Annotated in this window: 17 protein-coding genes; 5 read left to right on the plus strand and 12 right to left on the minus strand. The window is 58.9% G+C overall.

The genetic code is table 11. The features are described 5' to 3' along the window. Nucleotides 1-85: 85 nt before the first annotated feature. The 10 genes from DWZ01_RS04930 to DWZ01_RS04975 form a co-directional block, all read right to left on the minus strand. Nucleotides 86-796, minus strand: a complete 711-nt coding sequence (locus DWZ01_RS04930; RefSeq protein ID WP_117848283.1) for a metallophosphoesterase — start codon at nucleotides 794-796, stop codon at nucleotides 86-88. After that, nucleotides 793-2,709, minus strand: a complete 1,917-nt coding sequence (locus tag DWZ01_RS04935) for a BMP family ABC transporter substrate-binding protein (RefSeq protein ID WP_117848285.1) — start codon at nucleotides 2,707-2,709, stop codon at nucleotides 793-795. The genes DWZ01_RS04930 and DWZ01_RS04935 overlap by 4 nt, the downstream gene beginning before the upstream one ends. Before the next feature lie 93 nt (nucleotides 2,710-2,802). Continuing rightward, nucleotides 2,803-3,570, minus strand: a complete 768-nt coding sequence (locus DWZ01_RS04940) for a mechanosensitive ion channel family protein (RefSeq protein ID WP_117848287.1) — start codon at nucleotides 3,568-3,570, stop codon at nucleotides 2,803-2,805. A 129-nt stretch (nucleotides 3,571-3,699) separates the two neighbouring features. After that, nucleotides 3,700-5,727, minus strand: coding sequence for a bifunctional UDP-sugar hydrolase/5'-nucleotidase (locus tag DWZ01_RS04945; RefSeq protein WP_117848288.1), 2,028 nt, complete (start codon nucleotides 5,725-5,727; stop codon nucleotides 3,700-3,702). A 157-nt stretch (nucleotides 5,728-5,884) separates the two neighbouring features. After that, on the minus strand, nucleotides 5,885-6,679 hold the full coding sequence (locus DWZ01_RS04950; RefSeq protein WP_117848290.1) for an ABC transporter ATP-binding protein: 795 nt from the start codon (nucleotides 6,677-6,679) through the stop codon (nucleotides 5,885-5,887). Beyond that, a complete protein-coding gene (locus tag DWZ01_RS04955) occupies nucleotides 6,672-7,595 on the minus strand; it encodes an ABC transporter permease (protein WP_117655043.1) in 924 nt (307 codons plus the stop codon). Before DWZ01_RS04955 ends, DWZ01_RS04950 begins: the two co-directional genes overlap by 8 nt. Before the next feature lie 204 nt (nucleotides 7,596-7,799). Beyond that, nucleotides 7,800-8,780 carry an ABC transporter substrate-binding protein gene (locus tag DWZ01_RS04960; protein ID WP_117848292.1) on the minus strand — a complete coding sequence of 327 codons (981 nt, stop codon included), beginning with the start codon at nucleotides 8,778-8,780 and terminating at the stop codon, nucleotides 7,800-7,802. Nucleotides 8,781-8,940: 160 nt separating this feature from the next. Then, nucleotides 8,941-9,726, minus strand: coding sequence for a hypothetical protein (locus DWZ01_RS04965; RefSeq protein WP_117848294.1), 786 nt, complete (start codon nucleotides 9,724-9,726; stop codon nucleotides 8,941-8,943). A 258-nt stretch (nucleotides 9,727-9,984) separates the two neighbouring features. After that, nucleotides 9,985-11,388 carry an asparagine--tRNA ligase gene (gene asnS / locus DWZ01_RS04970; RefSeq protein WP_117848316.1) on the minus strand — a complete coding sequence of 468 codons (1,404 nt, stop codon included), beginning with the start codon at nucleotides 11,386-11,388 and terminating at the stop codon, nucleotides 9,985-9,987. A gap of 180 nt (nucleotides 11,389-11,568) precedes the next feature. Next, nucleotides 11,569-12,132, minus strand: coding sequence for a PTS glucose transporter subunit IIA (locus tag DWZ01_RS04975; protein WP_117583092.1), 564 nt, complete (start codon nucleotides 12,130-12,132; stop codon nucleotides 11,569-11,571). A 246-nt stretch (nucleotides 12,133-12,378) separates the two neighbouring features. On the opposite strand from DWZ01_RS04975, the gene DWZ01_RS04980 reads away from it, so the two are divergent. Beyond that, complete coding sequence (locus tag DWZ01_RS04980; RefSeq protein ID WP_117583091.1) at nucleotides 12,379-13,281, plus strand: alpha/beta hydrolase; 903 nt, start codon at nucleotides 12,379-12,381, stop codon at nucleotides 13,279-13,281. A 112-nt stretch (nucleotides 13,282-13,393) separates the two neighbouring features. On the opposite strand, the gene DWZ01_RS04985 is transcribed toward DWZ01_RS04980, so the two are convergent. Beyond that, nucleotides 13,394-14,044, minus strand: coding sequence for a GntR family transcriptional regulator (locus DWZ01_RS04985; protein ID WP_117583090.1), 651 nt, complete (start codon nucleotides 14,042-14,044; stop codon nucleotides 13,394-13,396). Nucleotides 14,045-14,299: 255 nt separating this feature from the next. Between DWZ01_RS04985 and DWZ01_RS04990 the strand changes: the two genes are divergently transcribed. The 4 genes from DWZ01_RS04990 to DWZ01_RS05005 all read left to right on the plus strand — a co-directional run bounded on the left by DWZ01_RS04990 (nucleotide 14,300) and on the right by DWZ01_RS05005 (nucleotide 21,626). Beyond that, nucleotides 14,300-15,076 carry a dimethylarginine dimethylaminohydrolase family protein gene (locus tag DWZ01_RS04990; protein ID WP_117583089.1) on the plus strand — a complete coding sequence of 259 codons (777 nt, stop codon included), beginning with the start codon at nucleotides 14,300-14,302 and terminating at the stop codon, nucleotides 15,074-15,076. A gap of 109 nt (nucleotides 15,077-15,185) precedes the next feature. Beyond that, a complete protein-coding gene (locus tag DWZ01_RS04995; protein WP_117583088.1) occupies nucleotides 15,186-16,649 on the plus strand; it encodes a basic amino acid/polyamine antiporter in 1,464 nt (487 codons plus the stop codon). 586 nt (nucleotides 16,650-17,235) lie between these two features. After that, nucleotides 17,236-19,647, plus strand: a complete 2,412-nt coding sequence (gene feoB, locus DWZ01_RS05000) for a ferrous iron transport protein B (protein ID WP_117848296.1) — start codon at nucleotides 17,236-17,238, stop codon at nucleotides 19,645-19,647. A gap of 314 nt (nucleotides 19,648-19,961) precedes the next feature. Next, the gene (locus tag DWZ01_RS05005; RefSeq protein WP_158551292.1) at nucleotides 19,962-21,626 is read left to right on the plus strand and encodes a PTS transporter subunit EIIC; all 1,665 of its coding nucleotides are present in this window, start codon (nucleotides 19,962-19,964) and stop codon (nucleotides 21,624-21,626) included. A 62-nt stretch (nucleotides 21,627-21,688) separates the two neighbouring features. Here DWZ01_RS05005 and DWZ01_RS05010 read toward each other — a convergent pair whose 3' ends face one another. Beyond that, nucleotides 21,689-22,441 carry a MurR/RpiR family transcriptional regulator gene (locus tag DWZ01_RS05010; RefSeq protein ID WP_158550125.1) on the minus strand — a complete coding sequence of 251 codons (753 nt, stop codon included), beginning with the start codon at nucleotides 22,439-22,441 and terminating at the stop codon, nucleotides 21,689-21,691. Nucleotides 22,442-22,446: the final 5 nt, after the last annotated feature.

Raw genomic sequence — 22,446 nt, forward strand, 5'->3', positions numbered from 1 at the left:
AACCCGGTTCTGCCTTGTGCAGGACCGGGTTTCTTGCTATCGCGTCAAAACCACCACAAAGGGGACGGTCTCCCCTTTGTGGTGGTTACCAGGGTGTTCTGGCTGTTGAGGACTCGATGGCATCGTGGCGTTTGAGCTCGCGGCGCATGGTTTGCGAATTGAGCCAGGCTGCCTGCCAGCCACGGATGGGGTAGCGCGTCTGGTCGAGCTCAAACTGCGTATAGCCACAGGCGTTGATGATCGTCGTTCCACACTCATGCTGCCGCTTGCGCTGAAAATCGTAACCGTAGCTTTGGTGTACATGCCCATGCACCATGTAGTCGGCCCCCCAGGACTCAAGCGCCGTGTTAAAGCACTCAAACCCTCGATGCGGCAGATCGTCCAGATCACCCATACCGGCGGCGGGTGCATGGGTAAGCAGAATGTCGCACCCGCCGACCATCCTAACCTTACGCGACAGCTTACGCATGCGCTTGGACATCTCGCGTTCGGTGTACATGTTGGCGCCGTCGCGATAACGCATGGACCCGCCAAGGCCCGCAATGCGAATCCCTCGGTACGTGTACACGCTGTCTTCTACGCAGATACATCCGCCCGGTGCATGACGTGCGTAGCGGTCATCGTGATTGCCACGCACGTAGATGAGCGGTTTGTTGATGACCGTAACCAAAAACTCAAGATAGTCCGGGTCCAGATCGCCGGCGGACAAAATCAGGTCGACTCCTTCAAAGCGTTCCTTGCGAAAGCACTCCCAAAGGCATCGTTCTTCGGTATCGGCTATGGCAAGGATTTTCATAGGGCAGGGACTTTCGGCTCATCGTCGAGCTGCGGAATGGTGCCTACCACGTTATCCGCCAGCCAATTCATCTCGACAATCTGCGTGCTCGGCAGCGGAGGGAAGCCTTCGATCTGTACCACGCCGTTCTGGCTGTGGAGCTCGCCGCCAAAGGGGTTGATGGATCCCTCGACAATGCCGTTGCGGAGCAACTGCACGAGTTTGCGCGTCTGGTAGGGTAGGCCCGGAGCGTAACGGATGTCGATAACGCCGGAGCTCATGCCGTACCAGTAGTTGACGGCGCGCGCTTGGTTGTCATCGCTGGTCTCGTCCCACGTGCCGTGCAGAAGGCTGCGAACGATGAGCTCGTAGTAACGGCCCCAGTTCCATACCGGCATGGCGATGCCGGAAACCTTGCCATCGACCAGGCGGTGGAGTCCGTAGGCCGTGGGGTCTTCGAGCGACTTTGACATGTCAGCGCCGGTCATGACGCTCACGCCTTCGCGGCACATGGCCTCGGCAAGACCGCCGGCGGGCACATCGCCCCAGGTGAGGATAATTTGCGCGCGGGGGTCGAGCAGCGAGGCGCCGATGGCAAAGGCATTGATCTCGCTGAGCGCGCCGGATGCGAAGACCGACGCGTGGTAGCCGATGCGATGGTTGTCCGCCATGCTGGCGGCAAGGGCGCCCAGGAGGAACTTGGCCTCGTACATCTTGCCAAAGTACGAACGAACGCTTTGGTGGGGAAGGCCGATAGAGCAGTTAAGGAACCGAACCTGGGGATACTCAACGGCAGCTCTGAGCGTGTATTCCATCAGGCGGTGCGAGGTCGAGAAGATGACGCTGTCTCTATGTTTGACAGCCGTTTCCACGGCGGCGTAGAACACGTCCGGATCGTGACAGTCCTCGAACGCCTCGGTGCGCACGATACCGTCAAAGTGCTCATCGAGATACTGACGTCCTTGGTCGTGCAGACTGTCCCAGCTCGACGCCGCACAGGGGAACTCATGGATAAAGGCGATACGCAGGGGGTTGGCCGCCGAATAGACAGTCTTGCCCATAAAGAAGTTGAGCACGCCGGAGGTGGACTTGGCGGGCGACTCCTCCTCATCGACGCTCGGCGCTTCGACAAGATCGACCTTGTCCTCGTCATTTTTGCCGGCAATGACCAGCTCGCGCCAAATCTTGCACAGGCGGTTTACGACGATATCCGTCGGCGTATCCAGTAGGCGGTCCTGGTTGTACACATTGAGGTAGACGAGCATGGCGTCGGCGGGCGTAATGTCCAGGTGGTCGCCGCCTGCGCGAAGGTAGGCGCGCTTAAAGAGCAGGAAGGTGTGGCGCAGGTAGTCGACCTTTTTCTGCGGCCATTTTTCGATAAGGTTCTGACCGAGCATCTTGGCGAGCGTCTCGTAGCTTCCCTCACGCGAGAACTCGATCTCGTATAGGGGGCAGACGCGCCAAAACGCGCAGAATTCACCGTACAGGCGGCTTTCGACGGAATCCCATGTGCCGGGGTAGAGACGGGTGACCCTGACCGAAACCGTTGGAGCGTCCAGGAATTTGAGGACACTGACGCGTTTGTTGCCTTCCTGGACATAGAACCGATGCATGAACTCGGTGACGATGATGGGGTCGCGATAGCCCTCGGTTACCTGGATGTCGTAGAGGTTGGACCACTTGCGGGCGAACTCGGTGTTAAACGGCAGCAGGGGCATAAAGTTGCATGAAAAGGCGGACTGACGGCCTTTGGTGACCGTGCCGACGACCATTTCGAGCGGAATATCCCGCAGGCCGACGCTCACTCGCTGACCTAAGGGGAGCTGAGCAACCAAGCTATCGAGGTCCGTAAGGTATGGATGCTCGCTTTGGCTAATGGCGCGACGGCGTCCCTGCTCGCCGCGCTTGCGTGCTTGACGATAGGCCTCTTCCATGGTGTCTACTCCCTTAGTCGTTTAAACAACGATATGAACCATGGTACCACGAATGAAAACCACTACAAAGATGCCTGTCCCCTTTGCGGTGGTTTAGGCGATGATGGGGGCGATGGCGCGGATGCAGGCGTCGGCTGCCGTGAAAGTAGTGCTGTCGTCGCTGACGATAAAGATGATCTTTCCTTTGATGCCAAAGTCGCCGATTTCGCTAAAGAGTACGTAGGGCTCCTTGTCAAAGCCCGAGATGGGAAGCACGGCGGCCTTGGTTGCGCTGGTCAGCTCGTCTGCCAGCACGTCAAGGGAAGCCCACTTAGACGTGTCCTTTACGGCAACGGGCACGGCCACGCGCCCAAAGGGCATCAAATGCACGAGCGTGTTCTTGGAGATGTTGGAATTGGGCACAATGATGGTCTGTCCACAGGCATCCTCAATCGTTGTATGGCGCCAAGTGATGTCTTGGACAACGCCGGATACGCCGCCGACCTCGATATTGTCGCCGGGTTTGATGATGCCCATAAAGGTCACCTGCATGCCGCCGATAAGGTTTGATAGCGTGTCCTGAAAGCCGAGCGAGATGGCGATGCCGCCGACGCCAAGAGCGGCGACGAGCGCGTTTGCGTTAATGCCAAAGCAGTTGTCGAGGATAAAGCTGCCGCCAATCATCCAGATGACGGCGCGCGCGATGTTGATGAAGATACTCGATGCCGGAAGCGGGTTATCGTCTCGGTTAAGCAGATGATTCAGGGTCTTGGATACGACCTTGGCGGCGACGGCGGTGCCTATCGCCAAGATGACGGCCCAGATGATGTTGTGGACCCACCGTTGCTCAAAGAAATGAAGAATCGGCTCAAACAATTCCATGTAGGGAAAACCTCCTTATGATCGTCCAACCATGATACCCACCAAGAAGCCCGTCCGATCAAATTCGGACGGGCTTCTGTGCTCGATATAAGGTTTACGCGGCGGGGCTGCAAGGCCCGGCGGTGTAGCTTAGCGTCGACGCTTCCAGATAATGCCGAGGATGATGACGATGATGCCGCCGACAAGGCACGCGCCAACTACTGCCAGCGTGTGGTCTCCCGTTGCGGCGAGCTTACCGGTCGTCTTCTTGGTGATGACCTTCGTGGTCGTCGTGTCCGTCTTAGGCGAGGGCTTAGGCGTCGGGGCCGGTGTGGGCGTGGGGTCCACGGCTGCGGAGCCGAAGCCGATGGTGCCGGCGAGCCCGGCCATCTTGCTCTCCCAGCCGTTCTGCCCAATCAGCGCCCTCAGCGCCGCCTCGCACGTGCTCCACTCGGTGTACTTGGTGGCGTGTGCAAAGGTGGGAAAGTCGGTCGTGTTGGTAATGATGTAGTTGTTGGTGGCGACGGTATAGGTCTTGGCGGGGTCGAGCGTGCTGCCGTCTTTGGTGAGTGTGGCACTCACAATGCGCTTGCCTTCGGGCTGCGTCCAATCAATCGTCACGTTGATGCCGCCAAAGGAGAGAACGCTGCCAGAGTCATCGCGCCACTTGTACTTGTCTTGCGCCTCCTGCTCGGTGTGACCGGCCGCCACATAAGCCTGCTGAAGCTCGTAGCTGTCGTTGCAATCGTCGCTAATTTGTAGCGAGTGCTCGAGCGCTGCGAGGAAGTCCGCGCCGGTCATGGTCCAGGTCTCCACGGTGTTGCCGTAGGGCGAGATAGCGATGACGTTGCCGGCGGTCACGTTGCCCGCCGCGATACCGCCGCGGATGCCGCCAGCGTTCTCGATAGCGAGGTCTGCGCTCGTCAGGGCAAGATAGGAGCCGCAAATCACATGGCCGATGGTCTGGGCCTTGGTGGTGTCGCCCTCCTTACTGGGGCGGAAATCGGTGGTGCGCACCATCTCCCAGACGTGCGTGCCAGATGCGTTCTCGCCGTAGAAATAATTGGCAGAGCTCGTGCCGAGCACCTCGCTCGATGCGGCGCTAAAGGCATCGTCGAGTGGCTTGATTTTGTTGTTGTGGACCTCATCAAGGATGCTCTGATAGGTGGAGCCCTTGTTGGGGTCTGCCAAAAGGTCGTTGACGTTCTTGGCGGTGTAGAGCTTCTCGTCGCTGTCGTCTGCAGGGACCGTGACCGTGTCATCGTCGGTCGTCTCGGTGCCATTCGTGTCGTATTTGTACGGAATGGAAAGCAGTCCCACCTCGGCAAAGGCACTGCCCGCCTCGACAACGTGGATTGTCTTGCCGTCGGCTCCCGTCACCTTCTCGTTAAGGTTGATGTGCTCGTGGCCTGCGATAAGGGCATCGACGCCACGGAGCCGCGTGGCAAAGGTCTTTGCGTCGAGCGTGTGCGCGATACACACAACAACATCGCAGCCCTCCTTGCGCAGCTGCTCTGCCTCGGCATTGATGGCGTTCGCGGCACTCGAGAAGCTGGTGCCCGCGACCAGGTCCGCGCGCAGCGAGGAACCTAGCGACTCATCCATGGCTCCGACGACGCCGACCTTGATTTTGTAGTCGAATGTGGAGTGATCCTCGCTATCCTCCCAGGTGCGATCGAGCGTCTTCGTGATGCTCGAGCTCCATGCGCCGTTCGAGGACGTTGCATTCGCGCAGAGCATGGCGAAGGGCGTGCCGGTGGTGCTGTAGCCGGTCATGGTGCGGAGTTTGTCCGCGCCGTAGCTCCAGTCGTGGTTGCCTGGCGTGGTTGCGTCGTAGCCGTCGGCGTAGAAGGTGTCCATGAGCTCGGCGATGCTCTTGCCCTCGCTCATGGTGGCGAAGGACTGTCCGTGGAAGGTGTCGCCCGCATCGAGTAAAAGATCGGGGGCGCTGCTTTGGGCGCTATAGAGAACCGCCAGTCCGTCAAAGCCCACAGTGCCGGTGCCCTTGCTTGCGTTGTAGCTGTACTTGTAGCTGCCGTGGATATCGTTGGTGTGCATGACGGCCACGGAGCCGTCAATAGCGGCGGGCAGGTTTCCCGCGAAAGCGAGGCTTGGGATGCCTGCGAGCGCGCCGGCAAACAACGCGGCGGCCAACGCAAAGCGGGGGAGTCTTTTCATGGCAGTTTCCTTAGTTCTTAGCCAGAATGTCTGGTTGAATATCGGATTATCGACATAATATGCGAAAACCGCCGCAAGGGCGTCTGTCCCTTTGCGGCGGTTTTGACGTTTGCGCAGATAAAACCTGCCAAAATAAACCTGTCCCTTTTTGGTAGGTTTAGCTTAGCAGCATGCGGTCGTTGGCGAGCTCGCCGCCCGAGACCTCCTCGAACTTCTGCAGCAGGTCGGCCACGGTGAGCGACTTCTTCTCGTCACCGGCCACGTCGTAGATCACGTGGCCTTCGTGCATCATGATCAGACGGTTGCCCAGACGGATAGCGTCGTTCATGTTGTGCGTGACCATGAGCGTGGTCAGGTGGTTCTCGTCGACGATCTCCTCGGTCAGGTTGAGCACCTTAGAGGCCGTCTTGGGGTCGAGGGCCGCGGTGTGCTCGTCGAGCAGCAGCAGGCGCGGCCTGGTGAGCGTGGCCATCAGCAGGGTGAGCGCCTGGCGTTGGCCGCCCGAGAGCAGGCCGACCTTGGCGTTGAGACGCGTGTCCAGACCAAGGTCCAGGCGCTTGAGCAGCTCAACGTACTCGTCCTTCTCGGCCTTGGTGACGCCCCACGAAAGACCGCGACGCTGGCCGCGGCGCTTGGCGAGGGCCAGGTTTTCGGCAATTTGCATGTCGGCTGCGGTGCCGCGCATGGGGTCCTGGAACACACGGCCCAGGTACTTGGCGCGCTGCGACTCGCTCAGACGCGAGATGTCGGTGCCGTCGAGCTCAATAACACCCGAATCAAGCGGATACACGCCGGCGATCATATTGAGCAGCGTGGACTTGCCGGCGCCGTTGCCGCCAATCACGGTTACAAAGTCGCCATCGTTGAGGGTGAGGTCGACGTCGGTGAGCGCGCGCTTCTCGGTGACGGTGCCCTTGTTAAAGGTCTTCTTGACGTGCGAGAGCTTAAGCATCTGCCTCATCTCCCTTCGTGTAGGAGCTGCGGAGCTTATAGCGCTCCCAAACCACGGGCACGCACAGGGCCACGGCGACGATCACGGCGGAGAGCAGCTTCATGTCGTTGGCGTCCATGCCCAGTTGCAGCACGATGGCGCGGATGAGGAAGTACACCACGGAGCCAAAGACGGCGGAGGCCAGACGGACGGAGAACTGCGTGAGACCGCCGGGCAGCAGGCGGCCGAGCACCTCGCCGATGACGATGGCGGCAAGACCGATAACGATGGCGCCGGTACCCATGCCAATGTCGGCATACTTCTGGCTCTGGCAGATGAGCGCACCCGAAAGGCCAATGAGGGCGTTGGAGAGCACGAGGGCGATCATTTTGGTGGAGTTGGTGTTGACGCCTAGGGCGCGGATCATGTACTCGTTGTTGCCGGTGGCACGCAGCGCCGAGCCGATCTCGGTGCCAAAGAACCAGTACAGGATGGCGACGATGGCCACGGCCAGCACAATGCCTAGGATAATGGCAACAGTGGACTGCGGCAGGCCCGTCATGTTGCTGACGGATGAGAAGATAGTGCCCTTGGCAAGGATGGGCGTGTTGGACTTGCCCATGATGCGCAGGTTGATGGACCACAGACTGATCTGCGTAAGGATTCCGGCGAGGATTGCGGGAATCTCAAAGACGGTGGTCAAGATGCCCGTGACGGCGCCCGCGATGGCGCCGGCGCACATGCCGGCCAGCACGGCGAGCAAGGGGTCGACGTTATTGTTGACGATGAGTACGGCGCAGACACAGCCGCCGAGGGCAAAGCTGCCGTCGCAGGTCATATCGGGGATGTCGAGCAGGCGGAACGTGATAAACACGCCAAGCACCATAATGCCCCAGAGGACGCCCTGCGAAACGGCGCCCTGCAATGCAATGAGCATGCTTCATACCTCCTAGGATAGGGTGGACACGTGATTTTCCATAATAGCGGTACCAATGCATAAAAGAGCTGCGGACGGATGTTTTGTCTCATCCGAAACAAGCAGGGCGAACGCCGGTCTTTAGCGTTCGCCCCAAGGACTCAGATATTGAATAACGCGGCTGTGGCGCGCGTGCGGGCCCTAGACGCGTTACCGCGCACGGCGCTACTCGTCCAGAGCGGAAAGGTCGATACCCAGAGCCTCGGCCATCTCGTCGTTCTTGACGACGACCAGGTCCTTGCTCGAGAGGTGCTTGATCGGCATATCCTCGGGCTTGGCCTCGCCCTTCAGGATCTTAACGGCCATCTCGCCCGCGGCGTAGCCCAGGTCCTTATAGTTGATGGAGAGGGTGAACAGGCCGCCGGCCATGCACATACCCTCCTCGCCGGTCACGAAGGGGAGCTTATTCTCCTTGCAGATCTGGCCGACCTGCGAAGCGCCCGCGGCGATGGTGTTGTCAGTGGGGGAGTACAGCGCGTCGACCTTGCCCACGGCAGACTCGACGACGGACTGAATCTCGTTGGAGCTCGAGACGGTGAAATCGGTGTACTCGAGGCCCAGCTTGTTGAGCTCCTTCTTGGCGGCTTTGATCTGGACGTCGGAGTTGGACTCGGCGGTGCAGTAGAGCAGGCCGACCTTTTTAACGTCGGGCAGGACCTTCTGCATCATCTCGAGCTGCTCGGCGACTGGGGTGAGGTCGGAAGCGCCCGTGACGTTGGTGCTGGGCTTGTCGTTGTCCTGGACCAGGCCGGAGGCGGCGTAGTCGGTGATGGCACAGCCCACGATGGGGATATCGGCCGTGGCGCCGGCGGCAGCCTGCGCGGCGGGCGTGGCGATGGCATAAATCAGGTTGACGTTGTCGCCCACAAACTTGTCGGCAATGGACTTACACGTGGACTGGTCGTTCTGGGCGTTCTTCTGGTCGATCTTGACCTTAAGGCCGCTCTCCTTGATGGCCTTGACAAAGCCGTCGTTGGCGGCATCGAGTGCGGAGTGCTCGGTGAGTTGCAGAACGCCGATGGTGTAGTCGGAACCGGCGGCAGCAGAGCCGGAACCAGAGTTGCCGCCGCATCCGGCGAGCGGGGCGAGCGCGAGCAGACCGGCGGAGACCAGAAGGCTCCTGCGGCTGATGGTGATGTCCTTCATATCATTACCCCCAGTATAAAAATGGCTGGAAACACTGCACTGGGACAAAGTGCAAGTGGAACTATAGTAGCGCTGATGTCCATTTTTACAACAGCCTGGCGGGTTTTTTAATACAGAATCGGATGGGCGGTACGGGTAGTCGAATGGGCGGCGGAGGGTCTTATGCGGCGGAGGAGGCATCGTCCTCGTCCAGGACGGCGAAGAGCTTCTTGCCGTCGAGGAGACGTGTGGTGACGTTTCTCATGCGGCCGATCTCAACGGTACGCAGCGTGTCGTCGGCGCCTCGCGCGTCATAGACCGTTCCCAGCAAATACGAGATGCCGTCTCGTTGCTTGATGGCAAAGGGCCGGAGTGTCATCCGCGCCACTTCGACCTCTCCGCGTGCCGTGACACTCGAAATATCAAAACTCACCGTGGTTCCGTGGTCGATGGCCTGCTCGATGAGCTCGCAGGCATCGATGCGCTTGACGGGCTTGCGTATGGCCTTGGTGGATTTGTCGCCTGCGCTTGGAGCAGGCTCGGGTGCATCGAGGTAGCCGCGAACGTCGGCACTCGCCATGGCGACCAGGTGCTGCGCCATGCTTTTTCGAATGGCGATGGGCGTAGAGCGGTTGCGCATGACCATGCCGTGGAGCCGGATGATCTCTTCGTCGGTGAGCGGACGGGTAAGAAGTTTGTAGCCCACGCCGCGTTTGTACTCAATTTCGTATCCGGCATGGCGAAGCGCGGAGATGGCGGTGTAGATGCTGCGCCGCGCCGCCGAGATGGGCATGCGGGCGGGGTCGTCGGGATGGGCGAGGCGCCGGATCAACTCATCGGAAAGCATGGCCTTGTCTTCGCCGGTGTTTTCGCTCAAGAGCTGCAGGATACGAACGGCGCGATAGGCTGCCATCGAGGCGGCGCCTCTCGTCGTGGTGTCGTAGGTTTCAACAGCGGCTTCGGTCATCGTGCCCACGTCCTTTCCGTTTTGGGTGGCGACGGTATGGAGCCTAGGACGTGGGGCTTTCCCAGGGGCGCAGAGCGCTCTGGGCGGTCGGTAGTCGTCGGCAAACGGCGGGTTGAGTTTTCAACAGCCCTGCTCAACTGACCAAAACCTTGCCAAAAGCTTGACGGATGCTGTTGAAAAAAGCGTCTCTCGACTGATGTCGAGAGACGCTTATGCGATGAGCATTGGCGTGTGGCGACGCGAGCTAGCGTCCGACGATTAGAAGTCGGCGTTGCCCACGGTGCGCGGGTGCGGCAGGACGTCGCGGATGTTGCCCACGCCGGTCAGATACATGACCAAGCGCTCGAAGCCCAGACCGTAGCCGGCGTGCTTGCAGGAACCGTAGCGGCGCAGGTCAAGGTAGTACTTGTACTGCTCGGGATTCATGCCCAGGTCCTTGATGCGGGCCTCGAGCAGATCCAGGCGCTCCTCGCGCTGGGAGCCGCCGATAATCTCGCCGATACCGGGCACCAGGCAGTCGGCGGCGGCGACGGTCTTGCCGTCCTCGTTCATGCGCATGTAGAACGCCTTGATCTCGGCCGGGTAGTCGGTCACAAAAGTCGGTCGCTTAAAGTGCTCCTCGGTCAGGAAGCGCTCGTGCTCGGTCTGCAGGTCGATGCCCCAGCTCACGGGGTAATCAAACTGGTGGCCAGCAGCGACTGCCTGCTCCAGGATCTCGACGGCCTCGGTGTAGGTAACGCGGGCAAAGTCGGAGTTGGCGACATGGTCCAGGCGCTCGAGCAGACCCTTGTCCACAAACTTGTTGAGCATATTGAGCTCGTCGGGGCAGGTTGCCATAACGTCCTTGAGGACGTACTTGAGCATGGCCTCGGCGTTATCCATGTAGTCGTTCAGGTCGGCAAAGGCCATCTCGGGCTCGATCATCCAAAACTCGGCGGCGTGGCGCGTGGTGTTGGAGTTCTCGGCACGGAAGGTGGGGCCAAAGGTGTACACGTCGCCAAAGGCCATGGCAAAGTTCTCGGCATTGAGCTGGCCGGACACGGTGAGGCTTGCATGCTTGCCAAAGAAGTCCTGGCTCCAGTCGACCTCGCCGGACTCGGTGAGGGGCGGATTTTTGGGGTCGAGCGTGGTCACGCGGAACATCTCGCCGGCGCCCTCGCAGTCACTCGTGGTGATGATGGGGGTGTTGACGTAGACAAAGCCCTGCTCCTGGAAGAAGCGGTGAATGGCGGCAGCCGCGACAGAGCGGATGCGGAACACGGCGCGGAACAGGTTGGTGCGCGGGCGCAGGTGCTGCTGGGTGCGCAGGAACTCGACGGTTGCGTGCTTCTTCTGCAGCGGGTAATCCGGGGCGCTCGTGCCCTCGACCTCGATGGAGGTGGCAGAAAGCTCGAAAGGCTGGGGCGCATCGGGGGTCAGCTTGACGGTGCCGGTGCAAATGAGTGCGGCCGAGACGTTTTGATGGGCGATCTCGTCGTAGTTGTCGAGTGCATCGCGGTTCATGACGACCTGCAGGTCGCGGAAGCAGCTGCCGTCGTTGAGCGTAACGAAGCCAAAGTTCTTCATGTCGCGGACGGACTTGACCCAGCCGGCAACGGTGACGGTTTGGCCGCCGAGCGACTCGGCATCGGCATAGAGCTGCGCGATTTTGGTGCGGTTCACGTATCCTCCCATAACGGTTGAATGATAGTTATCCATACAGTTCGATATTCTAGCAGCTCGGCTCATTTGGGCTATACAGATAAGGCATTGGCGGGATGGTTTTTCAAACGAAAAGCGCCCGCGGCCAAATGGTCGCGGGCGCTTGACGAGGTGCCTTTTGGCTGTGTGCGCGGGACCTGGCTACTTGGTCTTGGCTACCAGCAGCGGGTCGCCAAGCTTGACGAGCGGGTTGCCGCCGATAAGCGTGCCAGACTCGCCGACGTGGTCGATGCTCTTGAGGCGGTCGAGCTCAGAGATGATGACGGTCACGATGTCCTCGTGACCGGCGGCCTTGATAGCGTCGCGGTCGAAGCTGATGAGCGGCTGGCCGGCCTTGACCGTGTCGCCCATCTCGACGAAGCGGGCAAAACCCTTGCCGTTCATTTCCACGGTGCCCAGGCCAACATGGATGAACACGCGAAGACCGTCCTCGGTGATCATGCCGATGGAGTGGTTGGTGACGGTGGTGGCGCCGATACGGCCGTTAGCGGGGGCGTAAATGGTGCCGGTAATGGGCTCGATGCCGTAGCCCTGGCCGAGCATGCCCGAGGCGATGGTCTCGTCGGGAACCTCACTCAGATTGACGAGCACGCCGTTGACAGGAGCGTAGATGACGCCTTCGCGGGTGGCGAAGCTTGCTGCGGGCGGAACGGACGCCTCGCCCGACGAAGTGAACGTGGACTTGAGCGAATCGAGCAGACCCATAGATGCCTCCAACGTATCAGGCGCGCATGTTGCACGCGTGTGGTTTGCCGGAAACGTTTCGTACGTGTTTCCCAGCACGGTCAGCGCTCCTATTTTACGCTGTCCAACGATACCTCTGAACAGCGATTTTGTGATATATCAGTTGAAGGCCAACTTATTGCGGGGGTGTTTCTGCGCCGCGGGCTCAAGTGGGGTACGCTAAGGTGCGAAAAACGAGTGCGCACGAATCGCACGGAGGGAGCACCTATGATTATTGAGAACCATGCGCTGTGGGGCGAGGAGCCGACCGAGGATTATCCGGCGACGTTTACGTATCTGGGTGCCGAGCCGCTGCCCGACAAGCCCAATGGCCGCCGCCCCGCGGTGATTATCTGCGGCGGAGGTGCGTTTACGCATATCGCTCCGCATGAGCAGGATCCCGTGGCGTTTGCGTTTTTGGATCACGGTTACCAGGCCTTTGTGCTCAACTATGTGACGAGCGGCACGGGTGACGTAAGTTTTCCGCACCCGCAGGCAGATCTTGCCAAGATGGTCGCCACGGTGCGTGCGAATGCCGACGAGTGGCATGTCGATCCCAAGCGCGTGTGCGTCGTGGGCTTTTCTGCGGGCGGTATGATCTGCGCCTCGCTGGCAACACAATGGAAGGCTGGTCCCTTCGCGGGCCTGGCAGGGGCGCGTCCGGACGACATTCGTCCCGATGCCGTAGTGCTGGGCTATCCGCTGCTCGACTTTGCCTATGTGCGCGACATGCAGACGCGCGACCCGCGCATCGACCTGCGCGTGCCCAAGACGGGTGGCAAGACGGGGCGCGATCTGCTCAACGACTACCTGTCGATGGTGACGGGTGGCGAGGCAACTGACGAGCATTTGGCCGATATCTGCCCCACCACACATGTTTCGCGTCAGATGCCGCCAACCTTTGTGTGGGGCGTGTCCGACGACAAGACGGCGCCGATCGCACAGGTCTACCCGTTTGCCCAGCGCATGGCCGAGGAGGGCGTCGTATGCGAGATGCACGTCTTTGACCAAGGTGGTCACGGCCTTTCGCTCGGCAACGCCAATACCGCGGTCGATAACGAGGACAAGCAGGTGGCGGTCCGTCCATGGATTCGCCTAGCCTTCCGCTTCCTGGAGCGCCACGGTTTCTAGACCGCGCAGCACGAGAGTGGATAATCTCCCATTTTTGGTCTGCTTTTCGACAAAAACGGGGGATTATCCACTCTCGTGAGATGGGCGTCTGATAGCTTTCCTTGTTGTATTTCTACCAAACGGTGAACTGGGCGTTTTCCGTGTTCCAATGGACATCGCGAACGTAGTCGCGCACGCCCGTCGCGTCTCGTGCTTCGAACAACTCAAGAATATGAGCATGTTCGTTGTTGGCTTTATTGAGCAGTTTGCAAGCCGTCTCTTGGTCAACAGTCTCGTAATCGCGCTTGATAAAGCAACGCTCGAGCTGCGAGATCATATCGCGCAGACGGTCGTTGCCACAGCGGTTGAAGTACGTAAGGTGAAAGTCTCGCTGAATGTCGTCATACTTACGGATGAGACCGCCTTGGATCGCGAGGTCCATGGAGCCGACGAGAAATTTCAGCTGCGTAATATCGTCGTCAGTTAGATTCGGACAGGCGAGATATGCGGCCTGCCCGTCGAGCGGCCCCATAATCTCAAAGACTTCAACGGCGTTTTGCTGATCGAACCCACGGACGCGGAATCCGCGGCGGGGGAGATTGTCCAGATAGCCGTCGCTTGCGAGCTGGATGAGCGCTTCGCGGACCGGCGTGCGCGACACGCCCATGGCATCGCAGATCGCCTGCTCGCTCAGCCGGTCGCCGGCCGAAAGCTCGCCGGCGTCAATACGGCTCGAAATATAGTCGTATACGTGGTCCTTCAGGGGCTTTCTGAGCGTTTCCATGAGCCTATGTTCCTTAACGGTATATTTCTAAAAGCAAATACGTTTCACTTGAATAGCTCAGTTGAATTATAGAACGACCAGCTAAATCATGCTACTTTGCGCCGATACGTAAGAATACGCTTACCGAAGAATACCTACCGTTCAGGATTGTATACAATATACAAAACAGGAAAACCGCCCTAAGATAAAGCCATCGAAAGGAAGGCGGGCGCGAAGAAGTCCCGCTCTCTGCTAAGAGATCCAAGGAGGATCATCATGACCAAGTTCAGCCACGTCATCATCCGCCGCCCCGGCAAGTCCCTGAGCAATGGCATCACGAGTGCCCCCGAGCTTGGCCAGCCCATCTACGAGCGCGCCATCGAGGAGCACTACGATTATGAGCATGCGCTCGAGCAGTGCGGCGTTGACGTGTCGGTGCTGCCGGCACTCGAGCAGTATCCCGACAGCTGCTTCGTCGAAGATCCGGCCGTTATCACTCGCTGCGGCGCCATCATTACCAACCCCGGCGCCGATAGCCGCAACGGCGAGAAGGACGAGATTGAGCCGGCCGTCCGTCGCTTCTTTGACGACGAGCATGTCAAGCACATCGTTTCTCCGGGCACGCTTGACGGCGGCGACGTCATGATGGTCGGTGACCATTTCTACGTCGGTCGCTCCGCTCGTACCAACGAAGAGGGCATTCGCCAGTTCTGTGAGATTCTCGAGGGCTGGGGCCTCGAGGGTTCTGAGGTTCCGCTGGAGGAGGTCCTGCACCTCAAGACGGGCGTCAACTACATCGAGGACAACAACATGCTCGTCTCTGGTGAGTTCATCGATAAGCCTGACTTTGCCCAGTACAACAAGATCGTCGTGCCCGAGGACGAGGCGTACGGCGCCAACTGCATCTGGGTCAACGGTACGGTCATCGTTGCCGAGGGCTATCCGACTGTGCTCAAGGCCGTGCAGGATCTGGGCTACAAGACACTCGTCGTCGACACCTCCGAGTATCGCAAGGTCGACGGCGGCCTTTCTTGCCTGTCGCTGCGCTTCTAACGCGATAGCTGTAACAGTCTGATGATCGCTTGACCGATGGCCCGGCACCCGATTCGGGACGTCCGGGCCATCTTTCGTTCGATCACATGATGAAGGGGGTGCACATACAATGGCCTCTAAAACTTCTAACGACGAGATTATCGACCCCAATGGTCTGGATCTCTTCCGTCTGACCATGATGGTCATCACTGCGAGCATCTGCGGCGGTATCTTTTCTCTTGCCGGCGATATGGCGGCAGGCGGAGCCAATACCGGTGCGGTTATCGTCTCGTGGGGAATTTGCTTTATTGGCGTCTTTGCGTTGATGATGGTGTTCAACGGTTTGTCTCAAGCCCGTCCCGACCTGACCGGTGGCATCTATGCATACGCTGCGGCCGGTTTTGGCGATTACATTGGATTCAACTCCGCCTGGGGCTACTGGATCAGCGCATGCCTTTCCAACGTGAGCTTTGCACTTTTGCTGTTTAGCGCGCTGGGCTATTTCTTCCCTGCGTTTGGCGCGGGCAACAACCTGCTTTCTATCGTCTGCGCCAGCGTGTTTTTGTGGTTCCTTACCGCCCTTGTGCTTCGTGGCGTTAAGGAGGCTGCGGGCATTAACACGATTGTCACCTTGGCGAAGCTGGTGCCGCTGGGACTCTTTGTGCTGAGCATTGTGCTCCTGGGCAAGTTCAACGTCGATATCTTTATGGACAACTTCTGGGGAGAGCCGGCTGGTCCTGGCTTTGGCGAGCAGGTTGTCTCGACCATGATTGCCCTTGTCTGGGTCTTCACGGGCATCGAGGGCGCCGTTGTCATCTCGGGCCGCGCAAAGTACGTGCGTGACGTCGGTCGCTCGACGGCGCTCGGATTTGCGGCGGTCTTTGTCCTGTATTTGATTATTTCTATGCTGTCGCTCGGCATTATGCCGCGAGAGGAGATGGCACAGCTTGCAACGCCCTCCATGGCGGGAATTCTCGAGTGCGCAATCGGTCCGGTTGGTGCTGCCATCGTAAACCTTGGCGTTATCCTTTCGTTGGTCGGCGCGCTGCTGGGCTATGTCATCATTGCGTCCGAGACGCCGTTCGAGGCGGCGCGCCAGGGATCCTTCCCGCTGGCGTTTGCCAAGACGAACAAGCACGACGCCCCGGTGGTAACGGTTCTCGTGAGCTCCGGCATTACGCAGCTCTTCTTGATCGTGTCGTATGTGGCGGCGAGCACCTACCAGTTCTTCTATAGCTGCGCAGTCAACACGATTCTGGTTCCGTATGTCTGCTCGGCTGCCTATTACATGGTGATTGGCTGGAAGAACGAGCATCTGGACGGGCCGCATGCGCCCAGCGTCGGCAAAGCCCGCTTCTTCGGTACGCTCGGCTTCATCTACACATTGTTCCTGGTGTGGTCGACGGGTCTTCAGGGCGTTATGATCACGACGATTCTTTTTGCTCCGGCCATTCCCGTTTATATGCTGGGCGAGCGAGGCCGCGGTAAACCGGTGCTTCCGCATCTGCACGACAAGCTGATCGCAGCGGTGGTCATTGTCGTGGCAATCATTTCGCTGTATCTGCACTTTGCCGGCATTGCGCCGATAGTCTAAGACTGCGGCAAGCTTCATCGCTTGGTAAGCCGACGGAGGCATCGCGTGCCGGTGCCGTTCGGTAATCCATAACTGACGTGGGCCTCTGTAACGTGCCTTTGTGAGCGCCCACCAAGCCCGCGCAGGTGACATTTGTTGCCAGCGCGGGCTTTTGTTGTTGCGGCGAAATGCTGCCGGCAGCTGGGGACGTTCCTATTGTGCCGGCACCCTGGGACACTCCTTGGATGTTCCGCATGCGACGGAGGGAACGGATCATTTTGTCGAGGGGCGGGCGGCTGCTTCGGTCCTCGGGGAAACCGCGTCCCGTTTCGAGAGCAGATTCCGGGCCGCAGTTTCCCCGAGGGCTCCATTGGGAAATTGCATCCCAGTCTGAGCGCCGATTCCGGGCTGCAGTTTCCGCTAGATGCCTCAACCGGAAAGCCCATCCCGTTTAGGTGTTCCGGAGTGGGATTCGGTTTCCGCAGCAGGCCCGTCTGGGAAGCAATGGCCCAGAATCCCCCCTGCACCGATCTGTTGATTGAACATCGTTGCATGTTCGCGCTATCATGCATGGTTAAAATTGGTTAGCCATGGCAAACGGTTAGCCATGGTGAACATAAATACAACGCCCTATGGGCGCCGGGGGAGGAACACGGACGTGAAGCTCGATACACTCGAGATTGGAAAGGACGCCGTTGTCGCATCGGTGGCATCGGACGATCAGGCACTCCGACAGCATATTTTGGACATGGGCCTAACGCCGGGCACCGAAGTCACCATGATGAAGTACGCCCCCATGGGCGACCCGCTCGAGATTCGCTTGCGTGGCTACGAGCTCACGCTGCGCAAAGACGATGCCGCGCGCATCGAGCTCGTGGGCGTGCACGACACCGATACCGGCCCGCGCGTTAACGCCGCAATCGGTACGACGGAGCACCCGGCACTCGGCGAGGGGACGTATTCGCCCCGTGCGGCAAAGACGGCTGTGCCCGAGGGCGCACCGCTGCATTTTGCCCTCGCCGGCAACCAAAACTGCGGTAAGACCACGCTGTTCAACCAGCTGACGGGTTCCAACCAGCACGTCGGCAACTTTCCCGGCGTGACGGTCGACCGCAAAGACGGCGCCATCCGTAACCACCCCGAGGCGAGCGTCACCGACCTACCTGGTATTTATTCGCTGTCGCCATACACGGGCGAGGAAGTCGTCAGCCGTCAATTTATCCTGGATGAGCATCCCGACGCCATCATCGACATCATCGACGCTACCAACATCGAGCGCAATTTGTACCTGACGCTGCAGCTTATGGAGCTCGATCGCCCCATGGTCATCGCGCTCAACATGATGGACGAGGTGACGGCCAACGGCGGCGCCGTGGACGTCAACCTGCTCGAGAGCCTGTTGGGCGTGCCTGTTGTCCCCATTAGCGCTGCCCGCAACGAGGGCATCGGCGAGTTGGTTGATCATGCCTTGCACGTGGCGCGGTTCCGCGAGCGCCCCGGTCGCCTGGACTTCTGCGCGCCCGATGGCCCGGACGGCGGCGCGCTGCATCGCTGCATCCACGGCATCGCGAACCTTATCGAGGACCATGCCGCGACGGCGCATATTCCGGTGCGTTTTGCGGCGACCAAGCTGGTTGAGGGCGACGAGCTGGTAACCGAGGCACTTCACCTGGATCGCAACGAACTCGACGCCATCGAGCACATCATTACCCAGATGGAGGGCGAGGCCGGCACCGATCGCCTGTCCGCGCTGGCCGATATGCGCTTTAGCTTTATCGGCGACGTGTGCGGGCGTTGCGTCGTCAAGCCGCACGAGAGCCGCGAGCACGTGCGCTCCGTCAAGATCGACCGCATCCTGACGGGTCGCTATACGGCCATCCCGGCGTTCCTGGTGATCATGGGCCTCGTTTTTTGGCTGACGTTTGGCGTGATCGGCGCGGCGTTGCAGGGACTCATGGAGGACGGCATCGCTGCCATCATCGCCTCGGCCGATGCGGGTCTCAAAGCGTTCGGCACCAACGATGTGGTGCGCTCGCTGGCTGTCGACGGCGTGCTTACGGGCGTGGGCAGCGTGCTGGCCTTCCTGCCGATCATCGTCGTGCTCTTCTTGTTCCTCTCCATTCTGGAAGACTCCGGCTACATGGCGCGTGTGGCCTTTGTCATGGATAAGGTGCTGCGCCGCTTTGGTCTGTCGGGCCGCAGCTTCGTGCCCATGCTCGTTGGTTTTGGCTGCACCGTGCCGGCTATCATGTCGACCCGTACGCTCCCATCCGAGCACGACCGCAAGATGACGGTCATGCTCACGCCGTTCATGAGCTGCTCGGCCAAGTTGCCGGTCTACGGTCTGCTGTGCGGGGCGTTTTTCCCGCAGGCGACGGTACCCGCCATGGTCTCGCTCTATCTGATCGGCATCGCGGTCGGTTGCATCGCGGCTTTGGTGCTCAATCGCACGGCATTTAAGGGCGACCCGGTACCGTTTATCATGGAGCTTCCCAACTACCGCCTGCCGAGCGTCAAGACGACGGTGATGCTGGCATGGGATAAGGCAAAGGACTTTATCACCAAGGCCTTCACCATCATCTTTGCCGCTACCGTGGTCATCTGGTTCCTTCAGACGTTCGACATTCGCTTTAATGTGGTCGCCGATCAGTCGCAAAGCTTGCTTGCCGGTCTGGGTAGCATCATCGCGCCGGTGTTGGCCCCGCTCGGTTTTGGCGACTGGCGTGCATCCACGGCGCTCGTCACGGGACTTATTGCCAAAGAGAGCGTCATCTCGACGCTCACGGTGCTTTTGGGCGCAACCTCTCCCGCGGCACTGTCAGCCATGTTTTCGCCGTTTACCGCCTACGTGTTCTTGGTCTTTACGCTGCTGTACCCGCCTTGCGTGGCGTCCATCGGCGCCGTCAAGAGCGAGTTGGGCGCGCGCTATGCCGTTGCCGTGTTCGCGTTTCAGGTGACGGTCGCCTGGATCGTGGCGTTTGTCGTGCATTCGGCGGGCATATTGCTGGGGTTGGCTTAGGGGCGCGTTGATGCTCCGCGCTTTTGGGCGAGCAACAATTCAATAAATATGAGCCAAAATACCGGTAATTGTCGGCCTGCGGGGACTGTCCTACGCTGCAGGTTGCCGTTCGCTGCCTATTTGCTGCCGTTTACGGATTCGTAAATACTTGCAATCGTCGGTCGATTTAACCGCATTACGCGATGCCGATGCGCATTTTGTGTGCCCCTTTCTACAATCACTTTGTGTCTATTGCCGAACATGTCTTCCGTTTCGCCTGTGTGGGGACGTGGGGTGCAATAGTCGTTTGTAGAGGCTCATTGAGGAGGGAATTGATGAAAGAAAAATTCCAATCGTTCGGAAAGGCAATGCTCGTTCCGATTACGCTCATTGCCATTTCCGGTCTCTTTTTGGGTATCGGTAGCGTTTTTACGACCGAACTGACCCTTGTGTCCCTTGGCGTTAATTGGGACTGGTATGCCGCTTCGCCGCTCTTTACGTTCTTCTCGGTATTTAAGGGTCTCGGCGAGGTAATCATTGGAAACCTCGGTGTTTTGTTTGCCGTCGGCTGCGCCTTCTCCTTGTCTCGCAAAGAGAAGGGCTGGGCTGCCTTTTCTGCCCTTGTCTGCTATCTCACCATGCTCAAGACGGTTGAGATTCTGCTTGGAGCAGCTGGCTTGGCTGCCGACAATACAACGGTGGAAGCTCTTCAGAAGGTCGGCCTTACGTCCATTCAGGCGAGTGAGCAGTCCGCACTCTACACTACCTCGCTCGGCTTTTTTGGCTACAGCTCTGGTGTCTTTGGCGGCATTATCGTGGGCTGCCTGGTCGCCTGGATCACCGGCCGTTTTTACAAGACCAAGCTTCCAACGGCGCTGGCGTTTTTTGCGGGCAGTCGAACGGTTCCCATTGTATCGCTGGTCGCCGGTGGCGTCCTGGGCGGCATCATGTACTTCGTTTGGCCCGTCATCGGTGGATGCTTCTCGGGTATTGCGACGTTCGTGAAAGGCTCCGGTCTGGTCGGTACGTTTGTCTATCGCTGGGTGCTCGAGAGCCTTGTGCCGTTTGGCTTGCATCCGCTGCTCGAGACGCCCATGTATTGGACTGAGCTTGGCGGCTCCATGGTCGTCGACGGAACGCGCGTGGTGGGCAATAGCGCTATTCAGCTTGCACAGCTCGCTTCTCCCAGTAGCGACAAGCTCTTGGTTAGGGCCTTCATGGCTGGCTATGGCATTAACGATTACGCGTTGTTCCCGGGCATCGCCCTTGCTATGTGGTCTTGTGCCAAGCCCCAGAACCGCAAGAAGGTTGCTGGTCTTTTAATCCCCACAGTGATTTCGACTGTTTTCTTTGGCGTTACGGAGCCTATTCTCTTTACGTTCCTGTTTGCCGCCCCCTGGCTCTACTTTGGCGTTTACGCTCCGCTTTCCGGACTGGGTGAAGTTCTCTCGGAGGCAATGGGCGTTTCGGTGTACCAGGGAAATATCAAGGATCTGATCCCATTCTTATTCCGCCCCGAGAAGCTTAATCTGCTTCCGTACCTTATTCTGCTCCCCGCCTTTTTCCTGGCAGCTTTCTTCCTCTTCCGGTTCTTTATTACTAAGTTCGATATCAAGACGCCCGGTCGAGACGATGGTGACGATATTGAGTTGATCAACAGCAGAGCCGAGTTCGAGGCAAAGGCCGCTGAGGCAAAGGGCGAGTCTGATAGCACTCCCGAGAAGGCAGTCCAGGGCCGTGCGACCAAGGACAGCGCGCTTGCTGTTGGCATTGTCGAAGCGCTTGGTGGAGCCGACAACATTGATGATCTTGACAACTGCATCTCACGTCTTCGCGTGATTGTCAAGGATGGTTCTAAGGTTGCAGACGACGAGGTGTTCACCAAGAATCTTGAAGCTATGGGCGTTATCCGCCTGAGCGACAAGGCAATCCAGGTCATTTACGGTCCTCGTGTCGGCGAAGTCGCTTCTGAGGTGCACGAAGTTCTCGGTGACGAGTAAAACGCGCAAGTGGCTTTCAATTGCATAGCGCAATTCCAGGGCTTGGCTTCCTATCGCATGATTTAGGGAGCCAAGCCTTCTTGTTTTAGATTGTCAAGGCAGATACTCAATAGTTCTTCGAATGCGAGAATACAACTTCCGGTAAAGCAGTTAGGCTTAACGTTCTTAAGATCCATTGGGTGATCGTCATGTATCGTAAAGATCGCGTCTGCCGTCTTGGCGAGCTCGCTGTCTTCGTTGCCGGTAAACGCGAGGGTCGTAATGCCCGCGTCGTGGCATGCCCTTGCGGTTTCCAGGATGGCTTCTGTCTGGCCCGATTTGGATATGAGCATCATGCAGCTGAGCGTATTTCGGTTGGATTCGACAAACTGATCGGTTTCTAGGAAGTCCTGTATAACGGCCAAAAAGCCAAGTCCAACGAGCTTGGTCGCCATGTACTGCGCGACGATGCGTGAGAAGCCCTCTCCGTTTACTCCGATCATTCTGTTGCGATGCAGGGCGGCGATGAATACGTCTACATCTCCGGTGTGGCATACGAAGTGGACGCTACTGTCTTTGAGTGATTGATTCATTTCGCGGGAGACATGCTGAAGGTGCTTGAGATCGTACATCATTTCGCGGTAGCCACGGTAGCCGAGCTTTTTCGAAAGCCTGATGACTGTCGTCATGCTGGTAAAGCATGCCATGGCGACGGGTTTTATGCCAATATCATCGAGGGTGTCGATATTGTTGAGTAGGTATTCGAGTACGCTTTGCTCGGTTTCGGATAGCTTTGCGGCTGAGTAGAGCTTGGAAATCTGCTTTTTATCAACCATCGGTG

Source organism: Collinsella sp. AF28-5AC (assembly GCF_003457875.1).
GTDB lineage: Bacteria > Actinomycetota > Coriobacteriia > Coriobacteriales > Coriobacteriaceae > Collinsella.